At 64.8% G+C, this 20,820-nt stretch carries 21 protein-coding genes and 1 tRNA gene; 18 read left to right on the top strand and 4 right to left on the bottom strand.

Annotation, left to right across the window (positions count from 1 at the left end; translation table 11 throughout):
- Nucleotides 1–148: 148 nt before the first annotated feature.
- Both AC2W7L_RS15875 and proC read left to right on the top strand, forming a co-directional pair.
- The gene (locus tag AC2W7L_RS15875; RefSeq protein ID WP_486005210.1) at nucleotides 149–1,150 is read left to right on the top strand and encodes a sugar phosphate isomerase/epimerase family protein; all 1,002 of its coding nucleotides are present in this window, start codon (nucleotides 149–151) and stop codon (nucleotides 1,148–1,150) included.
- Nucleotides 1,151–1,264: 114 nt separating this feature from the next.
- Nucleotides 1,265–2,101 (top strand): pyrroline-5-carboxylate reductase, encoded by an 837-nt coding sequence (gene proC, locus AC2W7L_RS15870; RefSeq protein WP_486005209.1) that lies wholly within the window; start codon nucleotides 1,265–1,267, stop codon nucleotides 2,099–2,101.
- A 15-nt stretch (nucleotides 2,102–2,116) separates the two neighbouring features.
- Here the strand turns inward: proC and AC2W7L_RS15865 are convergent, their stop codons facing one another.
- Nucleotides 2,117–2,998, bottom strand: a complete 882-nt coding sequence (locus tag AC2W7L_RS15865) for a helix-turn-helix transcriptional regulator (protein WP_486005208.1) — start codon at nucleotides 2,996–2,998, stop codon at nucleotides 2,117–2,119.
- 107 nt (nucleotides 2,999–3,105) lie between these two features.
- On the opposite strand from AC2W7L_RS15865, the gene AC2W7L_RS15860 reads away from it, so the two are divergent.
- The 4 genes from AC2W7L_RS15860 (at nucleotide 3,106) to AC2W7L_RS15845 (ending at nucleotide 6,838) form a co-directional block, all read left to right on the top strand.
- Nucleotides 3,106–3,447: a DUF485 domain-containing protein gene (locus AC2W7L_RS15860; RefSeq protein WP_486005207.1), complete on the top strand. Its 342-nt coding sequence runs from the start codon at nucleotides 3,106–3,108 to the stop codon at nucleotides 3,445–3,447.
- On the top strand, nucleotides 3,444–5,096 hold the full coding sequence (locus tag AC2W7L_RS15855; protein WP_486005206.1) for a solute symporter family protein: 1,653 nt from the start codon (nucleotides 3,444–3,446) through the stop codon (nucleotides 5,094–5,096). Before AC2W7L_RS15860 ends, AC2W7L_RS15855 begins: the two co-directional genes overlap by 4 nt.
- Before the next feature lie 345 nt (nucleotides 5,097–5,441).
- Nucleotides 5,442–6,521 carry a hypothetical protein gene (locus tag AC2W7L_RS15850; RefSeq protein ID WP_486005205.1) on the top strand — a complete coding sequence of 360 codons (1,080 nt, stop codon included), beginning with the start codon at nucleotides 5,442–5,444 and terminating at the stop codon, nucleotides 6,519–6,521.
- A gap of 246 nt (nucleotides 6,522–6,767) precedes the next feature.
- A tRNA-Gly gene (locus AC2W7L_RS15845) sits at nucleotides 6,768–6,838 on the top strand.
- A gap of 302 nt (nucleotides 6,839–7,140) precedes the next feature.
- On the opposite strand, the gene AC2W7L_RS15840 is transcribed toward AC2W7L_RS15845, so the two are convergent.
- A complete protein-coding gene (locus tag AC2W7L_RS15840; protein WP_486005204.1) occupies nucleotides 7,141–7,290 on the bottom strand; it encodes a hypothetical protein in 150 nt (49 codons plus the stop codon).
- On the opposite strand from AC2W7L_RS15840, the gene AC2W7L_RS15835 reads away from it, so the two are divergent.
- The gene (locus AC2W7L_RS15835; RefSeq protein ID WP_486005203.1) at nucleotides 7,285–7,812 is read left to right on the top strand and encodes a hypothetical protein; all 528 of its coding nucleotides are present in this window, start codon (nucleotides 7,285–7,287) and stop codon (nucleotides 7,810–7,812) included. The two genes, AC2W7L_RS15840 and AC2W7L_RS15835, sit on opposite strands and share 6 nt — an antisense overlap.
- Before the next feature lie 145 nt (nucleotides 7,813–7,957).
- Here AC2W7L_RS15835 and AC2W7L_RS15830 read toward each other — a convergent pair whose 3' ends face one another.
- Both AC2W7L_RS15830 and AC2W7L_RS15825 read right to left on the bottom strand, forming a co-directional pair.
- The gene (locus AC2W7L_RS15830) at nucleotides 7,958–8,620 is read right to left on the bottom strand and encodes a potassium channel family protein (protein WP_039206517.1); all 663 of its coding nucleotides are present in this window, start codon (nucleotides 8,618–8,620) and stop codon (nucleotides 7,958–7,960) included.
- Entirely contained in the window at nucleotides 8,613–10,031 is a 1,419-nt protein-coding gene (locus AC2W7L_RS15825) for a TrkH family potassium uptake protein (protein ID WP_486005212.1), read from the bottom strand. The genes AC2W7L_RS15830 and AC2W7L_RS15825 overlap by 8 nt, the downstream gene beginning before the upstream one ends.
- 59 nt (nucleotides 10,032–10,090) lie before the next feature.
- Between AC2W7L_RS15825 and AC2W7L_RS15820 the strand changes: the two genes are divergently transcribed.
- The 11 genes from AC2W7L_RS15820 to AC2W7L_RS15770 all read left to right on the top strand — a co-directional run bounded on the left by AC2W7L_RS15820 (nucleotide 10,091) and on the right by AC2W7L_RS15770 (nucleotide 20,793).
- Nucleotides 10,091–11,287 (top strand): acetoin utilization protein AcuC, encoded by a 1,197-nt coding sequence (locus AC2W7L_RS15820; RefSeq protein ID WP_486005202.1) that lies wholly within the window; start codon nucleotides 10,091–10,093, stop codon nucleotides 11,285–11,287.
- Nucleotides 11,288–11,455: 168 nt separating this feature from the next.
- The gene (locus AC2W7L_RS15815) at nucleotides 11,456–11,554 is read left to right on the top strand and encodes a 30S ribosomal protein bS22 (RefSeq protein WP_009882927.1); all 99 of its coding nucleotides are present in this window, start codon (nucleotides 11,456–11,458) and stop codon (nucleotides 11,552–11,554) included.
- Nucleotides 11,555–11,626: 72 nt separating this feature from the next.
- Entirely contained in the window at nucleotides 11,627–11,872 is a 246-nt protein-coding gene (locus AC2W7L_RS15810; protein WP_486005201.1) for a glutaredoxin family protein, read from the top strand.
- A 27-nt stretch (nucleotides 11,873–11,899) separates the two neighbouring features.
- Nucleotides 11,900–12,595, top strand: a complete 696-nt coding sequence (locus AC2W7L_RS15805; RefSeq protein WP_039206526.1) for a redox-sensing transcriptional repressor Rex — start codon at nucleotides 11,900–11,902, stop codon at nucleotides 12,593–12,595.
- Entirely contained in the window at nucleotides 12,592–15,069 is a 2,478-nt protein-coding gene (gene hemA / locus AC2W7L_RS15800; protein ID WP_486005200.1) for a glutamyl-tRNA reductase, read from the top strand. The genes AC2W7L_RS15805 and hemA overlap by 4 nt, the downstream gene beginning before the upstream one ends.
- The gene (locus AC2W7L_RS15795; RefSeq protein ID WP_486005199.1) at nucleotides 15,066–16,670 is read left to right on the top strand and encodes a bifunctional uroporphyrinogen-III C-methyltransferase/uroporphyrinogen-III synthase; all 1,605 of its coding nucleotides are present in this window, start codon (nucleotides 15,066–15,068) and stop codon (nucleotides 16,668–16,670) included. Before hemA ends, AC2W7L_RS15795 begins: the two co-directional genes overlap by 4 nt.
- 1 nt (nucleotide 16,671) lies before the next feature.
- Complete coding sequence (hemB, locus tag AC2W7L_RS15790; RefSeq protein WP_486005198.1) at nucleotides 16,672–17,700, top strand: porphobilinogen synthase; 1,029 nt, start codon at nucleotides 16,672–16,674, stop codon at nucleotides 17,698–17,700.
- Entirely contained in the window at nucleotides 17,700–18,167 is a 468-nt protein-coding gene (locus tag AC2W7L_RS15785) for a MarR family winged helix-turn-helix transcriptional regulator (RefSeq protein ID WP_167194516.1), read from the top strand. The genes hemB and AC2W7L_RS15785 overlap by 1 nt, the downstream gene beginning before the upstream one ends.
- Before the next feature lie 69 nt (nucleotides 18,168–18,236).
- A complete protein-coding gene (gene hemL, locus AC2W7L_RS15780) occupies nucleotides 18,237–19,598 on the top strand; it encodes a glutamate-1-semialdehyde 2,1-aminomutase (RefSeq protein WP_167194518.1) in 1,362 nt (453 codons plus the stop codon).
- The gene (locus AC2W7L_RS15775) at nucleotides 19,595–20,236 is read left to right on the top strand and encodes a histidine phosphatase family protein (protein ID WP_486005197.1); all 642 of its coding nucleotides are present in this window, start codon (nucleotides 19,595–19,597) and stop codon (nucleotides 20,234–20,236) included. The genes hemL and AC2W7L_RS15775 overlap by 4 nt, the downstream gene beginning before the upstream one ends.
- Nucleotides 20,233–20,793, top strand: a complete 561-nt coding sequence (locus AC2W7L_RS15770; protein WP_486005196.1) for a TlpA family protein disulfide reductase — start codon at nucleotides 20,233–20,235, stop codon at nucleotides 20,791–20,793. The genes AC2W7L_RS15775 and AC2W7L_RS15770 overlap by 4 nt, the downstream gene beginning before the upstream one ends.
- The last annotated feature ends 27 nt before the right edge of the window (nucleotides 20,794–20,820 follow it).

Genomic DNA, 20,820 nt, shown 5'->3' with positions numbered 1-20,820 from the left:
CGACGAGGACATCGTTCGAGTCAGTAGTTCTGAGGGTCATGATGATCAATGGGACGGTCAGTTCCTACTCTGCCAGCCAGTCCCAGACCAGCCACCATCAATACTCACAGTAGTTCTGGGGCGGGGAGTCCGCGTTAAACTGGACGTGATGAGCAAAAAGTCGAAGTCCCAGCGGAAGGTGTTGACCACCAAGAATTCTGCGCGCTCGAATTCGAAGCGCCACAAGGAGTACTTCGACAAACACGACGTCTATGAGAAGGACGCCCATCACGTCTCCGAGAATCGGATCAGACTCGGACTCTCCAGCTCCTCCGTCTCACCCATGACCGTCGAGGAGACCTTCACCCAGGCGGCCAAGCATGGCTACGACGGTGTCGAGATCATGGTCACCCACAACACCGAGACCCGCGACGTCGACCTCATCAACGGACTCGCCCGCGACACCGGACTCGACGTCATCTCCCTGCACGCTCCGACCCTGCTGTTCCTGCCGCGGGTCCTGCACAAAGACCATTGGGAGAAGCTGCGGATCACCGCGAATCTCGCCAAAGAAGTCAACGCCGACACCGTCGTTCTCCACCCGCCGTTCCGGTGGCAGGGTGAATACGCCCTCGGCTTCGTCGACGGCGTCCGACAGGTCGCTCAAGAGACCGGTGTGAAACTGGCCGTGGAGAACATGTACCCTTGGCGGGCCGGCCTGCGCGAGATCCAGGTCTACTACCCCGACTGGAACCCCCTCGACGAGGACTACGACGACCTCACCTTCGACTTCTCCCACGCCTCCACCGCCGGAATGAACGCCCTGGAGACGGTGGGCGAGATCTTCGACCAGCTCCGTCACGTCCACCTCACCGACGGTGCCGGCTCGCTCAAGGACGAACACCTCGTTCCCGGCGAAGGCACCATGCCCGTCGCCGAGACCCTGCAGTACCTGGCCAAACACAACTGGCAGGGCGACGTCGTCGTCGAGGTCAACACCCGATTCGTCCGCAAACAGTCGTCTCGCGAGAAGATGCTCGCCGACTCCATCGCCTTCGCTCGTGAGCACCTAGGCCTCGACGAGGATGTTCCCCGACGCAACGCCCACAGCCACACCCGCACCTCTGAGAGCAAGTCCGCGCGATCCGGCAGTGCCGACGACGAGAGCTGACCCCGCAGTCGACAGCGAAGTCGCGATTCCATCCGTCCGACCTCGCACCGGCACGCCCGAACGCACGGACACCCACCGACCACCGCACCCAACAGATCGAAAGGCTGACGCGCTTTGACCACAATCGCCTCCATCGGAACCGGCAACATGGGCACGGCCCTGATCCAGGGAATCCTCGCTGCCGACGCGGGCATCACCGTCCGCGCGACGACGAATTCGACCGCCTCGGCGCAGCGACTCTGCGAGGCTCTGCCCACCGCCACAGTCACCTCGGTGGAGGACGATTCCCACGCGAACAGGAAAGCCGCGTCCGGAGCCGATTTCGTCTTCCTCGGCGTGAAGCCGTGGATGATGGCCGAGACTCTGCGCGAGCTCGCCGACGACCTCGACCCGAACTCCGTGCTCGTGTCCATGGCCGCAGGTGTCGCCGCCGCGGACCTCGCGAAGCTCGCCCCCGAGAACCCGATCGTGCGGATCATGCCGAACACGCCGAGTGCCATCGGCCACGGCGTCATTGCACTGGCCCCCACCGTCGAGGTGACCGCCGCCAGCGTGGACACACTGAAGTCCCTGCTGTCGGGCGCCGGCCTCGTCGTCGATCTCGACGAATCCCAGATCCCGGCCATGACCGGAATCTCCGGGTCCGGAGTGGCGTACTTCTTCCTCCTCGCCGAAGCCATGATCGCCGCCGGCGTCAAACAGGGCCTGAGCGAGGACGTCGCCCGCCAGATGGTTGTGGCCACCGCCGACGGTGCCGGCCGACTCCTGACCGAGAAGCCCGATCCCGCCGCTCAGCGTCAGGCCGTGAGCAGCAAGGGCGGAACGACCCTGGCCGGGCTCCAGCAGTTCCTCGACTCCGGGATCTTCGATATCGCCGAGGCGGCCGCGCAGGCGGCGGGGGACCGTTCCCTGGAGATGGAACGGGAGAACTCCGAGGTCATCAACGGCTGAGCCGTGCCGCCCCGCTCAGGGGAGGACGTGGGACGAACGGGCGATCGACACGGCCTCGTGTCGGGTCCGTGCCGAGAGCTTGACCATCGCCGTGTTGAGATAGGACTTCACCGTCGACTCGCGCAGCGACAGCGCCTCGGCGATGCGGGCATTCGGCCAGCCCAAGGCGACGTGCGAGAGGATGTCGGTCTCCCTCGGTGACAGCCGCACTGCTGGCACCGGCGTCTGGAAGTTCTCCGGATTGTGTCCGGAGAGGATATCGGCCAGGCGCGCCTCGACGCCGGTGAGCTTCTCCCTGGTCTCCTCATCGATGACACCGGAGCGGATGGCCCGCAGCTCCGCATAGGTGTGCCGCAGAGCTTCGCGACCGGAGGGATCCAGATCCGGGTAGATCGGTTCCTCTCTGACCGGGCCGCGCGGTACCTGCCGGTAGCCCAGTCGACCGAGATCGACCGAGAGCTGACGCACCCGACGGACGAGATCTCCCGTCTGCGGGGCGGCGGCGTTGTAGTCCGTGCGGTGGCCGCAGTAGACCATGCCGGTGACCTCCCCGCCGTGCAGGGTGGGGACGGCGACGAGGACGCGGATGCCCTCGCCGAGCACCTCCTCGTCGTAGTGGTGAGTGATGAGAGGGTCGACCTCGTAGTCGCGGGTGAGCTGCGGAGTGCCCTCGGTCATGGCCCGACCGCCGAGTCCCCTTCCGGTGCTGACGATGAGGGACGAGAGCAGGTCCTTGTCGGCGCCGGCGACGGCTTCGACCGCAACCGACCCCTCTTCGACCATGCCTCCGAAGACGACGTCGCCTGTGCCGCTCTGATGCAGGGAGTCGACGGCTTCGACGAACAGGCGGCGGGTCTCGACCTTGAGAGCCCGCGCTTCTTTGGCGTGCGCATTCATGTGAATAAGCTACCAACTTTCGGTGGTATTCCCTAGCGCATGCTGAACGTTACCTTTGGGTCATGTGATTCAGGACACTGATGTTCTGCCCAATCAAAGGAGAAAGAATGACTGATCCTGTCAACACCGGTGTTGACTTCCTCGCAGAGGAGGAGAAGCCGGAGTTCAAGGCCCTCAAACGCAAACGCTTCTCGGTGGTGATCCCGCTGTCGATCGCGTTCCTCGTCTGGTACTTCCTCTACGTCATCCTCAGCACGTACGCGCACGACTTCATGTCGACGAAGGTCGTGGGGGAGATCAACGTCGGACTCGTCTTCGGGCTGCTGCAGTTCGTGACGACCTTCGCGATCACGATGTTCTACGTCTCGTTCGCCAATAAGAAGCTCGACCCTCCCGCGGAAGCGATCCGTGAACGACTGCAGGCCGAAACGGAAGGAACCCGCTCATGAGCACATTGGCAATCGGAGACTTCGTCGCTTCGGGAGTCGACCTCCTCAGTACCGCGACCACCGAGGTCGAGAACAACCCGGTCCTCAACATCACGATCTTCGCCGCATTCGTCGCGGTCACGATGTTCATCGTTCTGCGGGCCAGCCGCAACAACAAGTCCGCTTCGGACTACTACGCGGGCGGACGGTCGTTCACCGGACCGCAGAACGGCTTCGCCATCTCGGGTGACTACCTGTCTGCCGCGTCCTTCCTCGGCATCTGCGGTGCGATCGCCGTCAACGGCTACGATGGGTTCCTCTACTCGATCGGCTTCCTCGTCGCCTGGCTCGTCGCTCTGCTCATCGTCGCCGAGCTCATGCGCAACACCGGCAAGTTCACCATGGCTGATGTGCTGTCCTTCCGCCTCAAACAGCGCCCCGTGCGCATGGCTGCAGCCCTGTCGACGCTGGCGGTCTGCTTCTTCTATCTGCTCGCGCAGATGGCTGGTGCCGGCGGACTCGTGTCTCTGCTCATGGGCATCGACGGCAAAGTCGGCCAGTCGCTGGTCATCGCCGTCGTCGGCGCGCTGATGATCATCTACGTCCTCGTCGGCGGAATGAAGGGCACCACCTGGGTGCAGATCGTCAAGGCGATCCTGCTCATCGCCGGTGCCTTCGGGATGACCGTCTGGGTGCTCGCACTCAACGGCTTCAATCTCTCGACCCTGCTGGCCTCGGCCGTGGACAACGCAGCCGAAGGAGTCGGGGAAGGCGTCCTCAACCCGGGTCTGCAGTACGGCGAGAATCCGCTCGACTTCATTTCCCTGGCACTGGCGCTCGTGCTGGGCACGGCGGGTCTGCCCCACGTGCTCATGCGCTTCTACACCGTCCCCACGGCTAAGGAAGCTCGCCGCTCCGTGGTGTGGGCGATCTGGCTCATCGGTGCGTTCTACCTCTTCACCCTCGTGCTCGGCTACGGTGCGGCCGCACTCGTCGGCGCCGATACGATCAAGAACGCTCCGGGCGGCGTGAACTCAGCGGCCCCGCTGCTGGCGCTCCAGCTCGGCGGGCCGCTGCTCATGGGCTTCATCTCCGCGGTCGCATTCGCCACGATCCTCGCCGTGGTGGCGGGCCTGGCGATCACGGCGGCGGCTTCGTTCGCCCACGACATCTACGCCAACGTCATCAAGAAGGGCAAGGTCGAGGACTCCGAGGCGGAGGTCAAGATCGCCCGCCGCACAGTGATCGTCATCGGTGCGGTCGCAATCATCGGCGGCATCGGTGTGCAGGGGCAGAACATCGCCTTCCTCGTGGCACTGGCCTTCGCCGTCGCCGCCAGCGCGAACCTGCCCACGATCGTGTACTCGCTGTTCTGGAAGCGCTTCACCACTCGCGGTGCCGTGTGGTCGATCTACGGCGGCCTGATCTCGGCGATGGTGCTCATCGCGTTCTCGCCGGTCGTCTCAGGTTCCGAGACCGCCATGATCCCCGGTGCTGACTTCGCGATCTTCCCGCTGTCGAACCCGGGCATCATCTCGATTCCGCTCGGCTTCATCCTCGGCTGGATCGCCTCGATCACCGACAAGACAGTGGAGAGTCCCGAGCTCGCCGCCGAGATGGACGTCCGCGCTCACACCGGATTCGGCGCCGAGGAGGCTGTCGACCACTGATCCATCTGCCGACCGCGTGTTCACAGTGCAGACGAGCCGATTCGGTTCAGCGCGAATGCACCGTGGACACGCGGTTGTGGATTCAACAGTGTTTTTGGCCGCGTCGACGTCCCTGCTGACCATGCAGCTGTGTAGCCAAGTCGGCCATGTGCCATTGCCATGCGAGCCGCGGGGCCAGGTCCTAACTGAACTTTAGGCGGGTGCGGCGCCGTCGATGACTCGAACGTCGTGCACTGTTGAAAGTCCACAGACTCGAACTCCGAAAGGGTGTGGATGCACAGTCCGAGTCCACAGGCTGGAGAGGAGCCCTTGCCGTAGGCTCACGGGCATTGACAGCCTTGCCGCATGTACAACGTGGTCCGCACCAGTGAACTCAGAGCGCGCGGAGTGCAGAGCAGGTGCATCCGCGAAGCCATCGGCTGCTGCTTGCTTGCGCTTACGCAAGGGATGTATTCGGTCGTCGCTCACTGTTCGAACCCTCGGCACTCGGCGATTGCGGAATTCGTCACGGACGAAGCGTGGATCACGAGAGTTGCCGAGCAGACGGACCAGGAAACCGGCCAGCTTCGTTTCGAACTCCTCGACATGTTCGAAAAGCTGCGGGTGGCTTCGTATCCGCACTACCGGGTCGACGATGTGATCTGGGGAGTCTCCGCCGGGTTCGTTCATGACTTTCAGTTGTATCGTCCGCCCCGTGGAAAGGTATTCATCGCTCATCCGACGAGGCGGCACTCCAGCGCCGATGTGGCGAGGACCTCGAAGATCGTCCCGGAAGAAGACGTCGTCAGGCTTGGCAAGATGTCGCTGACAACGCCGATTCGCACGGCGTTTGATCTCATCGGACAGCTGGGCGAACCGGAAGGCTTCGCCGCGTTGGAGACTTGTCTGCGCAGGTCAGTATTCGGTTCCGACGCTGGGGCGGACGAAGCGGCTCGATTCGGATATCCGCCGGACACACTGGCCTTGGCCGAGCGGAGTATTGCCGAAGACTTCCTGCCCGTGCTCCGCCGGCTGTCGAAAGGTCAGTCGAGGGCGCAGCGATTGCTGTCAGCGATCGGGCCGCTGTCGGAGAGCTATGCAGAGAGTCGCTTCGTGTACAACCTCATGCAAGTGAGACTGACCGGATTCAGCCAACAGGCAAGGATCTGGGATGGGCGCGCAGTCCTCGCCCGTGTGGACTTTCTGCACAAAGAGTCGCGGACGATCGTTCTTGTCGACGGCTTCTCAAAATATGCCGACAACGGAGTCCGACTGATGCGAAAAGAAGTTCGCCAATACAACCGGCTGTTGGAGCTGGGGTTTCGAATCGTCCGGCTGAACTTCAACGAGGTGATCAATCTTGGAGAATGTGCAACCAAACTGTTCGGACAAGCGCCAAACCTGAGGGCATTCATTGCCCCAAGGAAGCGATCCGGTGCCCGGTAGTGGCGGATATGACGGCCGTGCCGAAGTGGCGTTGTCCGACGCGACCTCTGCACAGGCTGTTTCAAAATGCAGATGCACTGGTCTAGTTCACTGCATACACACTTCGAACACGCGGATGTGGATTCAACGCTGCCGCCCATTTGCCTTTGGCTGAGGCGGGAAGCTGTAGACTGGTTCGAGTCGCCGTCGACGGCAGGTCTGCACCGGGTCTTACCTGGGTGGATGCCTGCCGACCAGCGGTGACATGCGGGCGTAGCTTAATGGTAAAGCTTCGGCTTCCCAAGCCGATGACGCGGGTTCGATTCCCGTCGCCCGCTCTCATAACGTCGTGGTGAGGCTGCTTTGTGCAGTGATGAGGACACGGCTATCTCACATCAAGACGGCAGTCCCGCCAACCACTTGTCCCAGTCACCTTGAGCTACCTCTCCAGGTGCAGGTGCGCTAGCTCCCCTGCCCGGGCCGTGTCAGTGGCCCATCGTATTCTCCCATCGATAGGGGTTGCCATAGTGGCATCCGGTCGGGCGAGGGGAGTGGAAAAGTGGACAATAATGACGAATTCTTCCGTGTGGTCAAGCTGAGCAGTGAGCTCCGCGGGATCGACTCCGAGCTGATAGAGGTATCAAGGCGTCGTGCGGAGCGCGAGGCGATCGCGAATCTCGATCCGCACCTTCCACTCCGGCAGGAAGATGTAGCGTTCGCAGTCGGTCAGTGGGAAATCTATGCGGAACGGGAAGCTGAACTCCTCGAGTCCAGGGGAGATGCCGTGCAACGACTCCTCCCGGCATTCCTCAACCTCGCCGCACTCGAATTCGGCCGCTTGGATAAGGAATTCGGCACGAGCGAGTGGGGCGACACCGCAGAAAAATGCTTGGATGCAATTGAAACGGTGGCCCAGGCCTATGCACACCGACTCCAGCGGGCGATCAATCAGTGGAACCATGTCGCGGAAGCGCTGCTCGACATGTCGCACGGGCTGCCGGGACATGACTCGGAACGAGTGGCAGAATCGAACTCCTCCATCCCCTCCGGCCCATCAACTGAGTCAGCAGGACCGGCGATCAGACGGATCGGACCGACCGCCTCGGGCGGATATAAGGGGATCGAGGTGAACGGACGGGCGATCGAGATGATCAGTCACCACGAGACCATCGACGAATTTCTCAATGCGCTCGAGTCTGGGATGAGGGAGATGCTGGCCGAAGCCAGAACAAGCCTGCTCTCAGGCCCCGACTGCTCCACCGAGGTAGTTCTCGACCCGTCACCGTCGCATCTCATCTGGCGCGAGTCGTGACGCCAAAGCGGTGCGCCAACTGCTTCAAAATGCAGATGCGGTGATGAAGTTCCCTGCGTACACACTTTGAACCCGCGATTGTCGTCGAGCAGGTGCTGGACCCGCGGTTTACGCCAGGCAACTGACGCTCCCGCCGCCTTCCCTCCTATGGGCGGCCGGCGAAGCGGCCGAGCAGCTCGACGTGACCGGCGACGATGAGCAGGTCCTGTTTGCCCACTCGAGTCGTCGGATCGGCATAGGTGAAGTCGCGGCCGGGGCTCTTGATGCCCACGATCGTGACTCCGTACTTGTCGCGGACGCCGGACTCGCTGAGTGTGAAGCCCTGGATCTCCCGCGGGGGTCGCATCTTCACCACCGCGAAATGGCCTTCGTCGAACTCGATGTACTCCATCATCCGGGAGCTGACCAGGTGGGCGACGCGACGGCCCGCATCCGACTCCGGATAGAGGACATGGTGGGCGCCGATGCGATGGAGAATCTTGCCGTGCGACGGAGAGATTGCCTTCGCCCACACCTGCGTCACACCCAGGTCGACGAGGTTGGCGGTCGTGAGAACGCTGTCTTCGATCGAGGTTCCGATGCCGACGACGGCGGTCGAGAAGTCACCGGCCCCCACCTGACGCAGAGCGTCGATGTTCGTCGAGTCGGCTTCGACGACGTGTGTCAGTTTGCCGCTCCAGTCCTTGACGAGCTCGGGATTGTGCTCGATGGCCATGACCTCGCGCCCCAGGCGTGCGAGGGTCGCCGCCGTCGAGGACCCGAAGCGTCCCAGTCCGATGACCAGGATGGAAGAGTGTTCGTTAGCCAACGACCGGCCTTTCTTCGGGGTAGCGGTACAGGCGCACCGAATCCTGCATTGACAGTGCAGCCGCCAGTGTAATCGTACCGAGTCGACCGATGAGCATGATCACCGACAGAACATAGAGCCCCGAGTTCGGCGAGGTCGCCGACACCCCGGAACTCAGGCCCACGGTGCCGAAGGCCGAGATCACCTCGAACAGCACCCGATCGAGCGGCTCGGCGCTGATCTGCAGCATCGTGAGGGTGCCGATGAAGACGATCATCGCACCGGTGAGCAGGATCGAGATCGACAGCTTGATCGTCGACGACGTCAGCCGCCGACCGAACACGTGCACATCCTGCAGGCCCCTGGCCTCGGCGTACGCGGCGAGGACGAGCACGGCCACCGTCGTCACCTTGATTCCGCCAGCCGTCGACGACGAACCGCCGCCGATGAACATCATAAGGTCCATGAGCAGGTGAGAGGCCTGGCTCATGTCCGCGACCTCCATCGTCGAGAATCCGCCGGAACGGGGCATGACCGCCATGAACAGCACTTCGACGAAGGTGTGGCCCGCGTTCTTATCGCCCAGGGTCGCCGGGTTCGCCGACTCGAACAGCGCCAACAGCAGCAGCCCGATGGCCAGGACCGCCGTCGTGGTCGTCAGCGTCAGCTTCGTGTGCAGATCCCACCGGCTGGGCCGGTTCCAGAACATCGCGACCATGAGCACGACCGGGAAGCCCAGCGACCCGACGAACACCCCCGCCATGAGCAGGGACAGAATCCACGGATCCGAGGCGAAGTACGCAGCCCCGCCCTCGTGGATGGTGAACCCGGCATTGTTGAACGCCGAGATCGAGTAGAACACCGAATACCAGACGGAGTCGCCGAGCGATTCCCCGCGGATGAGGAACCGCGGGAACAGCAGCACCGCCAGAATCGATTCGGCGGTGAAGATGGTGATGACCACGGTCTTGAGCAGAGAGCCGACCTGACCCAGATTGAGCGCCGAGGTGGCCTGCTGAGCGATCAGGCGCTGCCGCACTCCTAACCGCCGTGAGACCGCCATGCCCAGCACCGAGGCGAGGGTGAGGATTCCGAGACCGCCGACCTGGATGCCGGCGGTGATGACCGAGATCCCGAAGTCCGACCAGTACTGTTCCGTGACGACGGGAGTCAGTCCCGTCACGCACACCGCCGAGACCGCCACGAACACGGAGTTCGCAATGTGCGTGGCCTGATCGACCGAACCGGGGTCGCGCATGCTCGCCGGCAACATGAGCAGAATCGCGAACGCCGCGACCACGGCGACGAAGGATCCGATCGCCAGACGTGCCGGAGACGCCACGGCGAGGTCGTCGACGAAGTCGCGGACCCACCGGCCAGGCTTCAGCAGCCGGTCGTAGCGCGGCGAAAAATTCTTGGACACAAGCACCATGGTAGAGCCGGTGGCCCCGGAATCGGCGCAAGTGAGCTGTGCCATATAGCATGGTGGGCATGGCCGAAAATGATGTGTATGTCGTTTGGGACGACGAGGTGACCGGTTACAACTTCGGTCCCAGCCACCCCATGCACCCCCTCAGGCTCGACCTGACAGCGAAGCTCGCCGTCGACTTCGGACTCTTCGACGCGGAGAACGTCCACGTCAATGCCATCGGTGAAATCGATGAGACCAAGCTCGCCCGCTTCCACGACCCCGACTACATCGCCGCGGTCAAGCAGGCCGGCACCGAGGAGGGCCTCGAGGAAGAGGACGCGAACCGATACGGCATCGGCACCGAGGATGTTCCCGGGTTCGAGAATATGCACACCGCCTCGGCGATGCTGTTCCAAGGCAGCGTCAACGCCGCGAACGCGATCATCTCCGGGGACTACCGGCGTGCGGTGAACTTCTGCGGCGGAATGCACCACGCGATGCCGGGCAAGGCCAGCGGCTTCTGCGTCTACAACGACGCCGCCGGTGCGATCACCGAATTCCTCGACGCCGGATACGAGCGCATCGTCTACCTCGACACGGACGCCCACCATGGTGACGGTGTGGAGACGTTCTTCTGGGACGACCCGCGCGTGCTCACGATCTCGATCCACGAATCGGGGAAGTTCCTCTTCCCCGGCACCGGGTTCCCCGCCGACATCGGGGGACTCAAGGCGGCCGCTTCGGCGGTGAATATCGCCCTGCCCCCGCGCTCGGGGGACGCGGACTGGCTGCGCGCCTTCGACGCGACGGTCCCGCAGGTCGTCGCCGCCTTCGAACCTCAGGTCATCGTCTCCCAGCACGGCTGCGACGGACACCGCGCGGACCCGCTGACCCATATGCGTCTGAGCGTGGACGCCATGCGGATCGCATCCGAACGCATCCGCGACCTCGCCGTCGAGCATGCCGACGGACGATGGCTGTCCGTCGGGGGAGGGGGATACGCGATCATCGACGTCGTGCCCCGCGCCTGGACGAACCTGCTGGCCGTCGCCGCCGGACTCGATATCGACCCCGGCACTCGGATCCCCGGCCGGTGGGCCGCCTACGCACAGACGAAGACCGGACGCGAAGCGCCGCTGTCGATGACCGACGGATTCGACGGCTCCTTCGAACCCTGGTCGAAGGGGTTCGACCCCGAAGCCGAACTCGACCGGGCCGTGATGGGCACCCGGAAGAACATCTTCCCCTTCTACGCCCTCGACCCCTACTTCGACTGACCCGAATCGAACCCGATCCCCGCGCACGCGCGGATCGTCTGGAGCTGCCGTTGTGGATCTGGACACAGTTTTGGGAAAGCAGGCGGCCAAGCGATAGAATTGCACGGTTAGTTCAATGGGCGGGCACCTGATGTTCACCCTCCACCGACAAGCACAAGGGGTACCCGAGTGGGCTCAGTCATCAAGAAGCGCCGCAAGCGTATGTCGAAGAAGAAGCACCGCAAGCAGCTTCGCAAGACACGTCACCAGCGTCGCAACAAGAAGTAAGACCCAACGGTCCTACGCCCCCGCTCGAGTGATTTCTCGGCGGGGTTTGTTGCACCCGATGAGGAGTGAGCCATGGTCGACCTGACCTTTCTCACGCGTGTCGACTGCCATCTGTGCGCTGAAGCGCTGCAGACCGTCACCGAGGTGGCCGCGGGCAGAGACGTGACCGTGACCGAGATCGACATCGACACCGATGACGGCCTGGCCGCGCAGTACGGCTGGGACGTTCCGGTCGTTCTCCTCAACGGGCGACAACACAGTTTTCATCGAGTCGATGAGGATCGGCTGTCCAAGGCGCTCGACGCCTTGGGCGCATGAGATCGATTGAAGGAGTGAGGCGGATTCGTGGGCGAGATTCTGTCCGCCAACAGGATTGAGGGTGTCGTTCGCAAGGACGTACCCGAGCGCGTGATATCCCGACTCCCGATCTATCTGCAGACCGTCGAGACCATTGCCGCCACCGGTCAGGACACGGTGTCGTCGGAGGACCTTGCCGCACGCAGCGGTGTGTCCCCGTCGATTCTGCGCAAGGACCTGTCCCAGCTGGGGCGATCGGGAACCCGCGGGGTCGGCTACTCCTGTCCGGAACTGGCCGCGACCCTGCGGACATTCCTCGGCCTCGACCGAGATCGCCGCGTCGCCATCATCGGCGCCGGTCGCCTCGGCTCGGCGCTGGCCGACTACGCCGGATTCCGACGCCGCGGCCTGCGTCTCACGGCCGTCTTCGACATCGACGAGGAGAAGATCGGCACCTCCATCGGTGCTCTGACCGTCTCCTCCCTGGACGACCTGCCCGCCTGGTCCGAACATATCGACCTGGTGGTCATGGCTGTCCCCGCAGCCGCGGCACCCGCGGCGGCCCAGAAGGCCGTCGAAGCTGGTGTGCGCGGCATTCTCAATTTCTCACCCACCGTGCTCGACGCCCCGGATACCGTTCGTGTCCATCAAGTCGACTTGGCCAGTGAGCTGCAAGTACTCGCATACTATTCGGCGCTGGACACGGCACCGCTCAACCCTGGTTTTGAGGAGCACAGGAATTGACTCTCTTGGTTCTCGGCATTTCACATCAGTCGGCTCCGATCGACATGCTGGATCGGATGGCCTTCGGCGCCGGTGAAATCGGCACTCTGCGCCGGGACGCTCTGTCCGGAGAGAACATCGAGGGACTCGCGGTGCTCTCGACGTGCAATCGTCTCGAACTCATCGCCGACGTCTCGGCCTTCCACGGCGGACTGGCCGACCTCGGCAACGCGCTCGTGTCCTCGATCGACAAAGAGTGGTCCGATATCGCCGGGCACTTCTACGCCCATTTCGACCACCAGGCCATGGAGCATCTGCTCAAGGTCGCCTGCGGACTCGATTCGATGGCCATCGGCGAAGCCCAGATCCTGGGCCAGCTCCGATCGGCCTTCACCGATTCGCAGTCGGACAAAGCCCTGACGTCCGAACTCTCCCAGGCTCTGCAGCAGGCGCTGCGGGTGGGCAAGCGCGCCCATTCGGAGACCGACCTCGGCGACGTCGCCCGGTCTCTGTTCGGAGTCGGCATCGAAGCCTCGGCCGCGCATATCGGATCCCTGCGCGCCGCCAACGCTCTGGTCATCGGTGCCGGAGCCATGTCCGGCCTCGTCGTGTCCGGACTGCACAAGGAAGGCGTCGCCCACATCACCGTGCTCAACCGCACGCTGGACAAGGCCGAACGCCTCGTCGCCGAGGTGGGCGGACGCGCCCGTGAACTCACCCCGCGCATCATGGCCGAAGAGATCGCCGATGCCGACCTCATCGTCTCCTGCACCGGTGCCCGCGGCGTCGTCGTCAGCCGCGACGACATCGTGGCCGGCCTCGCGCAGAATCCCAAGGGTGCCGCGAACAAGGCCTTCATCGATCTCGCCCTTCCGCACGACATCGACCCCAGCGTCCGCGAGTTCGAACATGTCGCCCTCTTCGGCCTCGGGGAGATCCGCGAACTGCTGCGCGGCTCCGACAGGGAGAGCGATTCGAAGGTAGTCGCCACCATCGACGAAGTCCGGACCATCATCTCCGCCGAACTGGAGAACATCGCCACCGGAAACAAGGAACGCTCCGTCGCCCCGACCGTGACCGCGCTGCGCTCCCACGCCAAAGACGTGCTCGCCGCGGAGACCCAGCGGCTGGAGAAGAAGCTCGGTGACTCGGTCGACGAGAAGTCATTCGCAGAGATCCGAAAGTCCCTGCACCGGGTGGCGGAGAAGCTCATCCACACCCCGACCGTGAAGGTCAAGGAACTCGCTGTGACCGAATCCGAAGTCGACTACGCCCAAGCGCTCATGCAGCTCTTCGACCTGCCCGTGAACAAGGTCGCCCATGCCAAGACCACGCCGGAGACGAAGGTCGCGACGGCCGCCAGTGCACACCATGTCGAGGCCGACGGCGTCCGTCCGGTCGCCGATCACACCCTCGACATCGTCGAACCCGAACACTTCACCGGCCGCACCGTGCGACTGGGCACCCGCCGGTCCCAGCTGGCCCGTTCTCAGTCCACAGCGATCGCTCACCAGATCGCGGCGCTGACCGGCTGGCGCGTCGAGATCGTCGAAGTCGTCACCGAAGGCGACGTCAACATGTCGCCGCTGGCCGGATTCGGCGGAACCGGAGTCTTCGTCTCCGCGGTCCGCCAGGCCCTCCACCAGGGCAAGATCGACCTGGCCGTGCACTCGCTCAAGGACCTGCCCACCACCCCCGAGGCGGGAATCCAGATGGCGGCCATCCCGCCGCGCGTCGACCCGGCCGATGTCCTCATCGGCCGCGACGGGCTGAGCCTGAACGACCTGCCTGCCGGTTCCGTCATCGGCACCGGTTCGCCGCGGCGTGCCGTGCAGCTGCGTGCCGCACGTCCCGATATCGAGGTCCGCGGAGTGCGGGGAAACGTCGACACCCGCATCGCCCACGTCCGCGACGGCCGTCTCGACGCCGTCGTCCTCGCCGCCGCCGGCGTCCGTCGCATCGGGCGTCTGGCCGAAGCCACCGATTCGCTCAACTTCGATGTCATGCTCCCGGCACCGGGCCAGGGAGCCCTGGCGGTGGAGACCCGCAGCGCCGACAGCGCCTTCGCGACCACCGCGGCCATCCTCGACGGCGACGCCGAGGTGCGGGCCGCTCTGCGTCAGATCCACGATCAGACCACCGACCTCGCCGTGACCTGTGAACGGGCGATCCTCTCGCGCGCCGAAGCCGGCTGCTCGGCACCCATCGGCGCGTTGGCGAAGATCGAAGGCAGCGAATTCATCGTCGACGCCGTGATGGCCGATGACGACGGCAAGCTCGCCCGCACCCGTCAGAGCACCGCGCTGCCTGAACTCCTCGACGTCGACTGGAGCATCGACAATGCTCAGCAGCTGTCGGTGACCGCGAAGGAGCTGGCTCGTGTCGCCGACGAACTCGGCACCGCCGCAGCCGAGGACCTCTTGGGCCGACTCGGCATCGACCCGGCCGCCAGCGCCGATCACCTCACCCCCGTCAAGGTTCAGGAGCAGGGATGATCAACCAACCGACAACGGGCCAGGTGCAGCCGCGCCGACTCCTGCCGGCAGCCCCACGCGTCGTCTTCATCGGCAGCGGACCCGGCGAATCGGGTCTGATGACGATGCGCGGAGCCGAGATCCTCGCCACCGCCGAGACCGTCGTCTACGACGCCGATGTCCATTCCGAGATCGTCACCGCCTATGTGCCGCAGGCCGCGACTCTCGTCGATGCAGCCGACCTCGGAGTCGCCGCCTCGACCCGCGGCCGCCGTCTGGCCGAACTCGCCCGTCCGGACAAGACCGTGGTGCGGCTGAGCTCGGATGACGGAATCATCTTCACCACCACGACCGCGGAAGCCGGAGTCTGCCGCAAGGAACAGGTCGAGGTCGAAATCGTGCCAGGAGTCGGACTCTCCGCCTCGACGGCGGCCTTCACCGGAACTGCTCTGACGACCAACCGCGTCCGGTCCGTGCGCTTCATCGAAGCCGGACCGCAGACCCATGTCGACGTCTCCCGCCACCGCAACACCACTCACGTGCTCACCGGCAGCGCCGCCGCCCACGAACAGGCCATCGAAGCCCTGCTCGCAGACGGCTGGGACGAGGACACGAAGGTCCTCCTCGGATGGGGCATCTCCACCATCGAGCAGACCAGCGTGGAGACGACCTTGAAGCAGGCGCTGTCCATGGCGCAGTCAGGAACCGATCGTATGGTGGTGATCATGGGGCAAGGAGTGGAATCCAGAGGAGAACTCGGCTGGTTCGAATCCAAACCGCTCTTCGGCTGGCAGGTCCTCATCCCACGGACGAAGGAACAGGGAACCTCCACCGCAGAGGCCCTGGCCGAACTCGGCGCGGTCGGCACCGTCGTGCCCACGATCGCCGTTCAGCCGCCGCGCACTCCGACCCAGATGGAGAAGGCGATCCGCGGCCTCGTCGACGGATCCTACGAATGGGTCGGCTTCACCTCGGTCAACGCCGTGCGCGCCGTGCGCATGTGGTTCGAAGACTTCGGACTCGACTCCCGCTCGATGGCCGGCGTCAAAGTCGCAGCCGTGGGCGGTCGCACCGCCGCGGCACTGGTCGACTGGGGAATCACCCCCGACCTCGTTCCCGACGGAGAACACTCCGCACGGGGGCTGGCCGCCGCCTGGCCGGACTTCGTCGATGACATCGACCCGATGAACACGGTGCTCCTGCCGCGCGCCGATATCGCCACCGAGGTGCTCGTGGCCGGACTGCTGGAGAAGGGGTGGGACCCCGACGACGTCACCGCCTACCGCACCGTGCGCGCCTCCCCGCCGCCGGCGCCGATCCGCGAATCGATCAAGGCCGGCGACTTCGACGCCTTCCTCTTCACCTCCTCATCGACGGTGCGCAACCTCGTCGGCATCGCCGGCAAGCCCGCCCCCACCTCGGTGATCTGCTGCATCGGACCGGCGACGGCGAACACCGCAGCCGAACACGGACTGCGCGTCGACGTCCTCGCCGAGGAAGCCAACCTCACTTCACTCATCGACGGTCTCGTCGAATTCGCACTCACCCAGCGCGCCGAAGACGTGGAAGCCGGGATCTCCCCGCAGCGTCCGAGTCAGAAGCGCCGCAGAAGGAAGGCCTGACATGTCATTGGTTCCCGGAACCGTCCGTCCCCGCAGGCTGCGGTCGACCCCGGCCCTGCGTCGCCTCGTCTCCGAAGTCCGACTCCACCCCTCGGAGCTCATCCTGCCGATGTTCGTCAAGGAGAGCCTGAGCGAACCGCTGCCGCTGGGCGGAATGCCCGGAGTCGTCCAGCACACGCTGGACTCCCTGCTCGAAGCCGCCCGAGAAGCCGTAGCGGCCGGAGTCGGCGGACTCATGCTCTTCGGCATCCCCGAACACAAGGACGAGATCGGTTCACAGGCCGACGACCCCGACGGCATCCTCAACCGGGCGCTGTCGCTGCTGGCCCGCGAACTCGGTGATGACACCGTGATCATGGCGGATCTGTGCCTCGACGAATTCACCTCCCACGGCCACTGCGGAGTCCTCGACCAGGCCGGAGCCGTCGACAACGACGCCACCCTCGATCGCTACGCCTCGATGGCACTGGCCCAGGCCCGCGCCGGGGCCGAGGTGGTGGGGCTGTCGGGAATGATGGACGGCCAGGTCGCCTACTGCCGTGAGGCCCTCGACGCCGCCGGATTCACCGACACCGTCATCATGGGCTACACCGCTAAGTACGCCTCAGCGTTCTACGGTCCCTTCCGCGAAGCCGTCGACTCCGAACTCAAAGGCGACCGCAAGACCTACCAGCAGGATCCGGCGAACGGACGCGAGGCCCTGCGCGAACTCGGCCTCGACCTCGCCGAAGGCGCCGACATCGTCATGGTCAAGCCGGGACTGCCGTATCTCGATGTGCTCGCTGAGGTGGCACAGGAATCCATCGTGCCCGTGTGGACGTACCAGGTGTCCGGTGAGTACGCGATGATCGAATTCGCGGCCGCCGCCGGAGCAATCGACCGGGAGAAGGCGATCGAGGAATCCCTCATCGCCTTCAAACGCGCCGGCTCCGACGCGATCCTGACCTATTGGGCCACCGAGGTCGCCCAGCGCCTCCAGGCCGAAGCCGCCGGTCACCTGTCGAACCGCAGCGCAGACGGAGGCCGGTGATGACCGAGCCCCGCTGGCTGTCGGCCGTCGATCAGAAGGCCTGGCGCAGCTACCTCAACGGCTCTCAGCTGCTCAGCACGCAGCTGGACAAGGAGCTGCGCGAGAAGCACGGCATCGGCCTGCCCGAATACGAGATCCTCGTGCGGCTGTCCGAGCATGAGGAGCGGACCATGCGGATGGCGCTGCTGGCCACCGACACGACCATGTCCCGGTCACGACTGACCCACAGCGTCGCCCGAATGGAGAAGCGCGGACTGCTCGAGCGCTCCGCCATCCCCGAGGACGGCCGCGGGGTCAACTGCGTGATGACCGAAGCCGGATGGCAGCTGCTGCAGACGGCCGCCCCCGATCATGTCTCCGGAGTCCGCAGCCACCTCGTCGATCTTCTCGATCCCGAGGAGATGGAGATCCTGGGTCGGATCTTCACCAAAGTCTTCGACCATATGACTGACATCGACGGCTCCTGAGCCGAACCCACGCGTAACTGAGAACGATCCCGGGACGAAACCCGACCCGCGAAGAATCAGAGGAGAACCATGACGACAGCAGAGACGAACGGTCACACCACCGATCGGTCCGCCGCCCTCTTCACCCGCGCCGAGGCGGTCATCCCCGGCGGAGTGAACTCCCCGGTCCGCGCGTTCAAGGCCGTCGGCGGCACCCCCCGCTTCATCACCGAGGCGACCGGTGCGTGGCTGCGCGACGCCGACGGCAACGACTACATCGACCTCATCGGATCCTGGGGTCCGATGATCATGGGCCACTCCCGCCCCGAGGTCGTCGCCGCCGTTCAGGAAGCCGCCGTCAAGGGATTCTCCTTCGGCACCCCGTCGACCGGTGAGGTCGAACTCGCCGAGGAGATCGTGCGCCGCGTCGACCCCGTCGACCAGGTGCGCCTCGTGTCCTCGGGCACCGAGGCGACGATGTCGGCGATTCGCCTGGCCCGCGGCTACACGGGACGGTCCAAGGTCGTGAAGTTCGCCGGCTGCTACCACGGTCACGTCGACTCGCTGCTGGCCCAGGCCGGCTCGGGACTGGCCACGTTCTCCCTGCCCGACACCCCCGGAGTCACCGGAGCCCAGGCGCAGGACACGATCGTCGTCGACTACAACGACGCTGCCGGTCTCGAAGCCGTGTTTGCCGAACACGGTGAGGACATCGCCTGCGTCATCACCGAGGCCAGCCCCGGGAACATGGGTGTCGTGCCTCCCCGCGACGGCTTCACGAACACGATCCGTCGCCTGACCAAGGCGCACGGTGCGCTGATGATCAGCGACGAGGTGATGACCGGCTTCCGAGTCTCCACAGCCGGTTGGTACGGCTATGAGTCCGAGACCCTCGGCTACCCCGAGGGCCCGGCCGACCTGTTCACCTTCGGCAAGGTCATGGGCGGAGGCTTCCCGGCAGCGGCCTTCGGCGGTCGCGCCGACATCATGGCCCACCTCGCTCCCTCCGGTCCCGTCTACCAGGCAGGAACGCTCTCGGGCAATCCTGTGGCCACCGCGGCCGGACTGGCCACACTCAAGCTGACGACAGAACTCGATGTGTACTCGCATATCGGCCGTGCCGCAGACATCCTGCGCCCAGCCGTCGCCTCTGCGTTGGAGGCCGAAGGCATCGCTCACGTCATCCAGTCCGCGAACTCGATGTTCTCCGTGTTCTTCACCGACGCCGAGGTGACGAACTACGACTGTGCCCGGGCTCAGAATGTCGACCGGTACACCGCATTCTTCAACGCCATGCTCGATCAGGGCATCCATATGCCCCCGAGCGCGTTCGAAGCTTGGTTCCTGTCCTACGCCCACACCGATGAGATCCTCGATCGGATCATCAGCGCCCTGCCCGCAGCTGCCAAGGCCGCGGCCGCGGTTCCGGAGGCCGGGAAGGCGCAGTCATGACCACCCTCCACCTCGTCCGACACGGCGAAGTCGACAACCCCGACGGCATCCTCTACGGCCGTCTGCCGCATTTCGGTCTCACCGAGCGCGGACACGAGATGGCCGCCCGCGTGGCCGAGCACTTCGCGTCGGCGCCCAACCGGCCGGTCGAGCTCGTGGCCTCGCCGCTGCTGCGGACCCAGCAGACGATCGCGCCTCTGTCCGAGGCCCTCGGGCTGCCGGTGTTCGATGACGATCGCGTCATCGAAGCGGCGAACTCCTTCGAAGGACAGAAGCTCAATGCCAGGCGCCTGGCCGAGCCGAGGAACTTTGTGCGGCTGTACAACCCGCTCACCCCGTCCTGGGGAGAGCCGTACAGGCAGATCGTGCTGCGTATGGGGGCCGCGATGGCCAGCCTGCGTGCCAAGCTCGACCAGCACGGTCCGGACGCCGAGGGAGTCATCGTCTCCCACCAGCTGCCGATCTGGATGACCCGCCTGTCGGGGGAGGGGCGCTCGCTCGTCCACGACCCGCGCAGGCGTGAATGTGACCTGGCTTCTATCACCAGTTTCACATTCGATTCCTCCACACTGGTGTCCGTGAGTTACGAGAGCATCTGCGCGGATCTGCAGCCGGGCACCGCGGTGGCGGGAGCATGAGTTTCGGACGTCATCCCCTCAACCGCAGGGCCCTCTTCACCTCCGCGCTCGCCGCTGGAACAGCCCTGGCGCTCAGCGCCTGCAGCGAGAACGACGAGCTGGCCGATCAGGCCGGATCCGATCAGGGGTACGTCTCCGGTTCGGGGGTCGTCTCACGGGTGCCCGCCGAGGATCGCGGCGAACCGCTCGACCTGAGCTTCGAGACCCTCGACGGGAAGACGGTGTCGTTGGCGGATCTGCGTCCCACCCCGGTCGTCATCAACCTCTGGTACGCGGCCTGCCCGCCGTGCCGGAAGGAAGCCCCCGACCTGAAGTCCGTGGCCGAGGAATTCGGGGACAAGGCCCAATTCATCGGCGTCAACGTCCGCGATCAAGAGGCTGCGGCCAACGCGTTCATCCAGAACTACCAGGTGCCGTACCCGAATATGCTCGATTCGAACGGTGAGATGGTCTCCCTGCTCTCCGGCGTTCTGCCCCCGCAGGCCACCCCCTCGACGGTGGTCCTCGATGCGAAGGGCCGGGCCGCGGCAAGAGTGGTCGGAGAAGTCGACGCGTGACGCTCAAGGGACTCATCGAGGACGTGC

Source organism: Brevibacterium sp. LAARM3_SD1, assembly GCF_057364765.1.
The sequence above is the reverse complement of the archived record's forward strand: the minus strand, read 5'-3'. Positions and strand labels throughout refer to the sequence as shown.